Annotated in this window: 7 protein-coding genes; 2 read left to right on the top strand and 5 right to left on the bottom strand. The window is 70.5% G+C overall.

The window, feature by feature from the left end; translation table 11 throughout:
- The 5 genes from ACZ5CW_RS38485 to ACZ5CW_RS38465 form a co-directional block, all read right to left on the bottom strand.
- On the bottom strand, nt 1-182 hold a 182-nt coding region (locus ACZ5CW_RS38485; RefSeq protein WP_468609992.1), incomplete at its 3' end, for a carboxyl transferase domain-containing protein.
- Between the two features lie 138 nt (nt 183-320).
- Nucleotides 321-563, bottom strand: a complete 243-nt coding sequence (locus ACZ5CW_RS38480) for an acyl-CoA carboxylase subunit epsilon (RefSeq protein WP_468609984.1) — start codon at nt 561-563, stop codon at nt 321-323.
- A 95-nt stretch (nt 564-658) separates the two neighbouring features.
- Complete coding sequence (locus ACZ5CW_RS38475; RefSeq protein WP_468609982.1) at nt 659-1297, bottom strand: ScbR family autoregulator-binding transcription factor; 639 nt, start codon at nt 1295-1297, stop codon at nt 659-661.
- A 183-nt stretch (nt 1298-1480) separates the two neighbouring features.
- Nucleotides 1481-2719, bottom strand: coding sequence for a cytochrome P450 family protein (locus ACZ5CW_RS38470; RefSeq protein WP_468609980.1), 1239 nt, complete (start codon nt 2717-2719; stop codon nt 1481-1483).
- 154 nt (nt 2720-2873) lie between these two features.
- The gene (locus ACZ5CW_RS38465) at nt 2874-3584 is read right to left on the bottom strand and encodes a ScbR family autoregulator-binding transcription factor (RefSeq protein ID WP_468609978.1); all 711 of its coding nucleotides are present in this window, start codon (nt 3582-3584) and stop codon (nt 2874-2876) included.
- A gap of 506 nt (nt 3585-4090) precedes the next feature.
- Between ACZ5CW_RS38465 and ACZ5CW_RS38460 the strand changes: the two genes are divergently transcribed.
- Nucleotides 4091-5944 (top strand): acyl-CoA dehydrogenase family protein, encoded by a 1854-nt coding sequence (locus ACZ5CW_RS38460; RefSeq protein ID WP_468609976.1) that lies wholly within the window; start codon nt 4091-4093, stop codon nt 5942-5944.
- Between the two features lie 197 nt (nt 5945-6141).
- Nucleotides 6142-7215: a methyltransferase gene (locus ACZ5CW_RS38455; protein WP_468609974.1), complete on the top strand. Its 1074-nt coding sequence runs from the start codon at nt 6142-6144 to the stop codon at nt 7213-7215.
- The last annotated feature ends 291 nt before the right edge of the window (nt 7216-7506 follow it).

Genomic DNA, 7506 nt, shown 5'->3' with positions numbered 1-7506 from the left:
ACCTCCTGGAAGGACCCCGGGTCCAGGAGCAGCTCGATCCGCTCCCGCGCCGTCAGCTTGCCCTTGGCGTGCTGCGCCTCGGTCGCCTTCTCGCTCGGACCGGCGAGCGCCTCCGCGCGCACCGTCCGCAATTCGGCGACGCGTGCGCCGGCCGCGGTCACCTCCCCTGAGGCCCGGGGCATGTCATTGACAATGGTCACGGCGTTTCCCTCCCACATGGTGAGGCCCGGAGGAGGACGCTCCCACCGGCAGACCGCCTGTGCGGTCGATGCCGGCGGGGGTACGGGCCGTATACGAATCAGCCATGGGCGATGGCGGCTCTACCGCCAGCTGTACGGGGAGCTGTAGGCGGCGGGTGCCCGTTCCGGGCGCCACTGCGGGACGCCGGGGTTCCGCACCGCGCCCGTCTCTGTGCCCCGGTCGGCCAGGAGCGAGACCAACACGACGGTGACCGCGGCCAGTTCCGCGTCCGTGGCCCGGCCCCGCTCCACCCGGAGCACAGCGTGCGCGCCGCCCGCCGGGCCGGCTACCCCCTGGTCGAACCCGCGGTCCGTGTCGCCCATGCCACCTCCTCTTTTCGGCAACCGTCCGACACTGCGCTCAAGTGGGGCTTTGGGCCCGCTGGAAGGACACTCGGCTCGCTGGAGGAACACTCGGCTCAACGAACACGGTCGTGCCGCTGGTCACCCTGCGCCAGCGGGGCGAGCACGCGCTCGGGGGCCGCCGCCAGCCACGGCAGGACGACGGACCAGAACCGCGCCAGGTGCTCGGCCGAGGGCCACTCCGCCTCCGCCATGGCGATCACCGCGAACCCGACCGTGGCCGCGACGATCGCCGTCGTCGCGTCGCCGGGCGAGACGTCCCGCGCCAGCTCCCCCGCGTCCTGCGCCCGCACGACCAGGTCCTGCACGAGGCCGCGCCACCAGTTGAGCATCTCCGCGTCGCTCTTGCGCGACGGGTCCCCGCTCAGTTTGAATCCGGCTCGCAGCACCGGGTCGTCGGCGGCGGCGAGCAGCAGGCCGAACGCCGTGCGGACCAGAGCCTGCAGCGCGGAGCCGGCCGCGTCCCGGCAGCCCTCGGCCAGTTGCTGGCCGAAGCCCGTCGCCTCGGACTCCACTTCCCTGGCCAGGTCGTCCTTGCTGGTGAAATGGAAGTGCAGGGCCCCGGAACTCACCCCGGCACGTTCGCTGATCACCGATAAGGAGGCCATGGCGTACCCGTCGGCGGCGAACACCTCGGCCGCCGCGCGGATCAAGGCCTGGCGCGTGCGCACCGCCCGGTCCTGCTTTACCACCACGCCTCCCCTCGCCCAGGATCGGGATGGTAGCAAACCGCACGCTTGGTTTGTTTACGGGGGGCGATGTTCGGACGACACTCCGTACTCATCCTCGGTGCGCGCGCGGCCATCTCGGCTGCCGGAAAAGGCGGGACTCCGCCACCCAGGCAGGGCGGCGGAGTCCCGTCGGCCGTCGCGCCCGGGTCAGTCCGCGGGGGTCAGCACCACCGGCAGCTCCCGGTAGGAGTTCATCAGGAAGCTCTGCATGGGCTCGAGTTCCTCGGGGTCACAGGCCAGCCGCATCCGGGGGAAGCGCTCGAACAGCGCGGCGAAGGCCCCGGTCGCCTCCACCTCGGCGAGTGGGGCGCCCATGCAGCGGTGCGTGCCGTACCCGAACCCGATGCTGTTCTTCTCCCGGTCCTCGCGCAGTACGTCGAAGCGGTCGGCGTGCTCCCCGTAGCGCTCGGGATCGAGGCCGCCGGACGCGAAGTTGACCAGGATCGCGTCACCCTTGCGGATCGCCACGCCGTCCAGGTCGATGTCCTCCACGGCGAACCGCATCGGCGCGTAGGCGCCGGGGGTGTGCACCCTCATGGTCTCGGCCGACACGTCCTGCCAGCTCGCCCGGCCCTCGAGGACGTGCTCCAGCTGGTCGGGGTGGCTCAGCAGCGCGCCCATGGCATTGGTGATCAGAGCGGCGGTGGTGTCCTGCCCGCCCGCGACCATGAGGAACAGCGTGCCGAACAGTTCCTCCTCGCTCAGCCGGTCGCCCTGGTCCCGCGCCTCGATCAGCGAGGAGGTCAGGTCGTCGCCGGGCGCGGCCCGCCTGGTCGCCACGTGCTCGGCCAGCAGCGTGAACGCCTGCATCCGCGCCGCCTCGATCTCCTGTCCGGAGATGGTGGTGCTGAAGACCTTGTGCAGCGCGACGCACAGGGCGTCCGTGGTCTCCCCCTGCGGGATCCCGAACAGTTCGCAGATGACCCGCATGGGCAGCAGCTCCGCGAAGGCGGTCCGCAGATCGACCGGCGTGCCGGCCGGGACGGCGGCGAGGTTCTCCACGAGTTCGGCCGTGATCTCGGCGACCCGGGGGCGCATGGCCTCGGTGCGCCGTGCGGTGAACGCCCCGTTGACCAGCCGGCGCAGCCGGGCGTGGCTCTCGCCGTAGGTGAACAGCATGTTCTCGTTGGCCACCCATGGATACAGCGGCCAGTCCTCGGTGATCTTCCCCTCGATGAACGCCGGCCAGTGCCGGCGGGCATCCCTGGAGACACGCGAGTCGGTCAGCAGCTGCTCGACATGGCGCTGTCCGACCACGGCCCAGGCGATGACACCGCCCGGCAGCTCCACCTGGACGGCCGGGCCCTGAGCCCGCAGCATCGCCGCCTCGCCTGCCAGGTCACGCCCTGTCACATCCAGGGCATAAGGGCAGGAAGTCGTGTTCATCGTCGTTTCTCCCCGGGTCTCGGTCGTGCACACGGTTGCGTCGTGCCATGCCCAGGGGAGGGGTCCCCCGCCCTCCCCTCCGAGGGCGTACGGAATCCACGCCCCCAACGACTCTTCATTTGTTGTGCTGTACAGCCGACGTCCGGTCGGAACGTCAGCCGGTGGCGCCGATCTCTTCGGCGGCCGGGCCGGTCGCGTCCGGCTCGCCCGCCTCCCGCAGCCTCATCGCGGCCTCGTAGACCCGGGCCCCCCGGTCCACGGCCGTGTCGAGCTGCATGAGCACCGCCGGGACCGCGATGCTCGCCATCAGGTGCCGATACAGGTCCGACACCCGTTCCTGCAGATCGGCGTGGTTCGACATGATCTTAGACAGTACCTGTACGCCGGTGAACGCTCCGACGAGCATCCGGGCCGCGGCCGTCACGTCGACGTGCGGCAGCACTTCCCCGTTGTCCTTGGCCTTGGCGAGGAGTTCGACGTTGAAGTCGAGCCACGCGCTCATCGGCACCCGCCGGTCCAGGCCGTCGTTCGGGGCTCCCTGATCCACCGTCAGTCGTATGCTGCCCTGCACGACCGGATCTCCCGAGCCGAGCATGTGAGCGATCAGGAACGCCTCGTCCAGGCCCTGCTGGAGCATCAACTCCTGCTGCGGCGCGTTCGGGACCGCGCTCAGCTGGCCGGCCAGGACGGCCTGGGCCAGTTCCTCCTTGGAGGCGAAGTGGAAGTACAGGGCCCCCTTGGTGACGTCGGCCCGGTGCAGGATCTCGGAGATCGTCGCCGCCTCGTACCCCACCTCGGCGAAGACCGCGGCGGCCGCGACAAGGATGGCTCGCCTCGTCCTGATGGCCCGTTCTTGCAGTGCCACGGCCCGACACCTCCGCGCTGTTCATCCGACTCTGAGCAAGAAAAATAAACCGACAGGTTTGTATATCACCACCCCCGGACGAGCGATCAAGCTGTGGGGACCCCCTCGCCCACCTATGCGGCGTCTTGCCGGGTATGGGCGTTTAGTTCTGCATGCATTTCACGGGAATGAAACCTTCCGCTTGGTATTTTTTGGGCTTGCTCCGCGATACTACCCGGCAGAAGCACTCTCGAACGGCTGGGCGGAATCGGGAATTCCGCTCGTGATCCCCTCGGATCGACCTCGAGGCGGTGTTACTGATCGGTTGTGATTTACCTCAACATGACTTGATAAGAAAACCGGTGGGTCCGTATCTTTTGGGGCCTGCACATCCAGCTCCGGATCTGCGACAACGGGGAGAGAGGGTCATGACCCTTCTGACAGTCCAGCCCGGCACGCGTCCTACGGGTGATCACGGGCGGCCCGAGCCAGAGGCTCTGGTTCCGCTCGGGAGCGAGCCCGCGACGGTGAGTGACCCAGGAGGAATCGAAGCGACACCCGCCGCCGAACTGGCCCGGCTCCTCTTCGGCCAGGGCGACGAACGGGAGAGGGTCCACCGCAGGTGGCGCCGCCTCATATCCGAGGACACGTTCCGTCATCACCCTGACCGGTCCCCCGCCGAACAGGCGGCCCAGTTCTACCAGTGGCTACGGCTGGTGAACGATGTCGCGGGAGACGCGGAGAGCCTCGCCAAGGACCCCGGTCTGCTGGCGAGCCTGCACGAGTGGGCGGCGATCGTGGACGGCGGCGGGGGCCTGTGCACGGTGGCGAGCATCCACTACAACCTGTTCCTCGGCAGTCTCCTCGATCACGAGACCGCGGGCCGGGACCTGTCCGAGTTCACGTCGATGCGCCGCATCGGCACGTTCCTGTGCACCGAACTGGACCACGGCAACGACAGTGCGGCCCTGGAGACCACCGCCCGACTCGACCGGGAGACGGGCGAGTTCGTCCTCGACACGCCGCACCCCGGCGCAGAGAAGTTCATGCCCAACACCAGCACCACCGGCGGGCCCAAGACGGCCGTGGTCGCCGCCCGGCTCCTCGTGGACGACCAGGACCAGGGAGTGTTCCTGTTCCTGACGCCGCTGAGCGACGAGCGCGGCCTGCTGCCGGGCATCCGGGTTCGACGGCTGCCGCTGCGCCCCGGCGCGCCCGTCGACCACTGCCTCACCGCGTTCGACCAGGTGCGGCTGCCCCGCGAGGCCCTGCTGCAGGCGGAGCACGGCCGGTACGGCGAGGACGGCACCCTGGTCAGCAACGTGGGCAACCGGCGCAAGCGGTTCCTGCGCTCCATCGGCCGGGTCACCATGGGCAAGCTGTGCATGAGCGGCGCGGCCGTCGGCGCCGCCCGGGCCTCCCTGGCCATCGCCGTACGCTACGGCGAGCACCGCGAGGTGGCCGGGCCGAAGGCGGGCGAGCGCATACCCGTCAACAGCCACCGCAGCCACCACGGCCGGCTGCTGAAGTCGCTGGCCTCGGCGTACGCGATGACGTTCCTGCACCGCTCGGTGCTCGCCGACTGGGCCGCGCACACCGACGACGACCGCGACGACGCGGAGCGCGAGGTGGCCATCGCCAAGGGATGGATCACCTGGCAGGCCCGCTCGATCACCATCGAGGCCCGCGAACGGTGCGGCGCCCAGGGCCTGTTCGCGGTCAACGGGCTGATCGGGCTCCCCCAGTACACCGAGGGGACCATCACCGCCGAGGGCGACAACCTGGTGATCTGGGCGAAGGCCGCGGCGGAGATGCTGTTCGGCCACGAGGCCGCGTCCGGTGAGATGCGGCAGGCGGGGCCGGAGGCGCTCACCGATCCCCGCCATCTGCGCGGGCTGCTCGCCCGGGCCGAGGCCGTCTGGCAGGCACGGGCCCGGGTCGCTCTGCGCCGCGGCCCCTCCAAGAACCCGGTGGCCCGCTGGAACAAGTCGTCCTCGGCGGCGCTGGAGATGGTCTCCGTGCACGCCGCGCTCCGGGCGGCCGACGCCTTCATCGAGGCGGCCGAGCGGGCGGCGGATCCGGAGGCCCGGAGGCTGATGGAGCGGCTGTGCGTGCTGTTTCTGCTGGACCGGCTCGCCGGCCACACCGGCGACCTGCTGGCCGAGGGGCACCTGAGCGCGGAGCAGGTGCGCGAACTGCCGTTCGTCGTGGACGAGATGATGGACGACCTCGCCCCGTACCTGACCACCCTGGTCGACGCCTTCGACCTGCCCGAGGAGTACCTGGCGGGCGTGCCCATCGCGAACAGTGCCGGCGCCTACCTCGCCGACTACGCGGGCGTCACCGAGCACGCGGGGTCCGGGTCCCGGACGCACCTCTGACCTCGTACGCGGCGGACGGGGTTCGCGTTCCGGACCGGGCACACGGCTCGGAGACCGCCGGGGAGAGCACGGGCTCGCGGCCCTGAGCAGCGCGGGAGTTCCGCTCCACCGCCTCTCCAGTACCGCTGCCGATACTCGGTGGCTTGGAGCACTGGGGGCGGGGCGCCCGCCCGGTATGTCGATACGAAGGGAATCCCGTGACGAGCCCTGAAGCCACACTCGCCCGGATGCGCGAGTACATGGTGGGACCCACGCGGTTCATGAACCTCTACGCCTGCTTCGAGCTGGGCATCGTCGAGGCACTGCGCAAGGAGGCCGGCCTGACGGCGGCCGAACTCGGCGCGGCTGTCGGCGCCAAGCCGGACGCTGTGGAGCAGCTGCTGTACCTGCTGGTGAAGGAGGGCTTCGTCGCCCAGGACGAGGCCACGGGTGGTTACACCCTCGACGCGCTCGCGAACGTCCCCGAGGCAGACCTCCAGCGTGCCCTCACCTTCATGGGCATGATCAAGACAGGCATGCTGCGGCAGCTGTACTACCTCGCCGACAGCGTGCGGACCGGCAGCGTGGTCGGCCTGAAGGAGTACTACGGCTTCGAGGGCACGCTGTTCGAGGCCGCCGCCCACGTCCCCGACGTGCGCGCCGCGTGGGGACCGCTGGCGCAGAACGAGACCGCCAGCGTCTATCCCTGGTTCTTCCGGAGTTTCGACGTTCCGGCCGGGGCGCGGGTGCTCGACGTGCTGGGCGGCAACGGTCTCGGGGCGATCATGACCCACCAGTTGAAGGGGTCGCCCGGTCTGCAGGTGACCACCTTCGACCGGCCCGCGCTGGAGGCCGAGTGCCTGCGGAACTTCGAGGCGCAGGGTGTCACGGAGCACTGCTCGTTCGTGGGCGGTGACGTCATGGAGGCCCTCCCGGAGGGCTTCGACGTGATGCTGCTCAAGCACTTCGTGGACATGTACGACAAGGACGACGTCCTCACCATCTTCCGCAACGCCCACCAGGCCCTGAAGCCCGGCGGGCAGATCGTCGTCCTGGCGCCGGTGTACCCCGAGGACATCACGGACACCGACGACTACCAGGCCGACTTCTTCCCGGCCTACATCCTCGGCTGTGTGATGGGACGCGGCGGTCTGCAGAAGCTGTCCACGTACCGGAGCTGGCTGGAGGAGAGCGGGTTCGAGGTCACGAAGGTGGTCGCCAAGGACCCCGCCGACATACCGGCGGACGCCATCATCACCCGCGTCGTCATGTGCGCGACCAAGCGAGGCTGAACCGTCCGGGGTCGTCCGCCGCCGGCCTCGAGCGCGTCGAGGACATCGGCCGGCACTGACCACGCACGCCGCAGCGCATGGGGGCGGTCCCTTACGGGGCCGCCCCCGACGTATGCCCCGCCCACGCGGGGGCGGCGGACCGGATGCCGGCCGGCGCTCCGGGCAGGTGGGCTGCGGCCGGACCCGGCAAAGGGGGGGGGGGGGGGGGGGGGGGGGGGGGGGGGGGGGGAAGGGGGGGGGGGGGGGGGGGGGGGGGGGGGGGGGGGGGGGGGGGGGTAGAGGGGGGGTACG

The sequence above is a fragment of the Streptomyces sp. NPDC031379 genome (assembly GCF_055569615.1).
The sequence above is the reverse complement of the archived record's forward strand: the minus strand, read 5'-3'. Positions and strand labels throughout refer to the sequence as shown.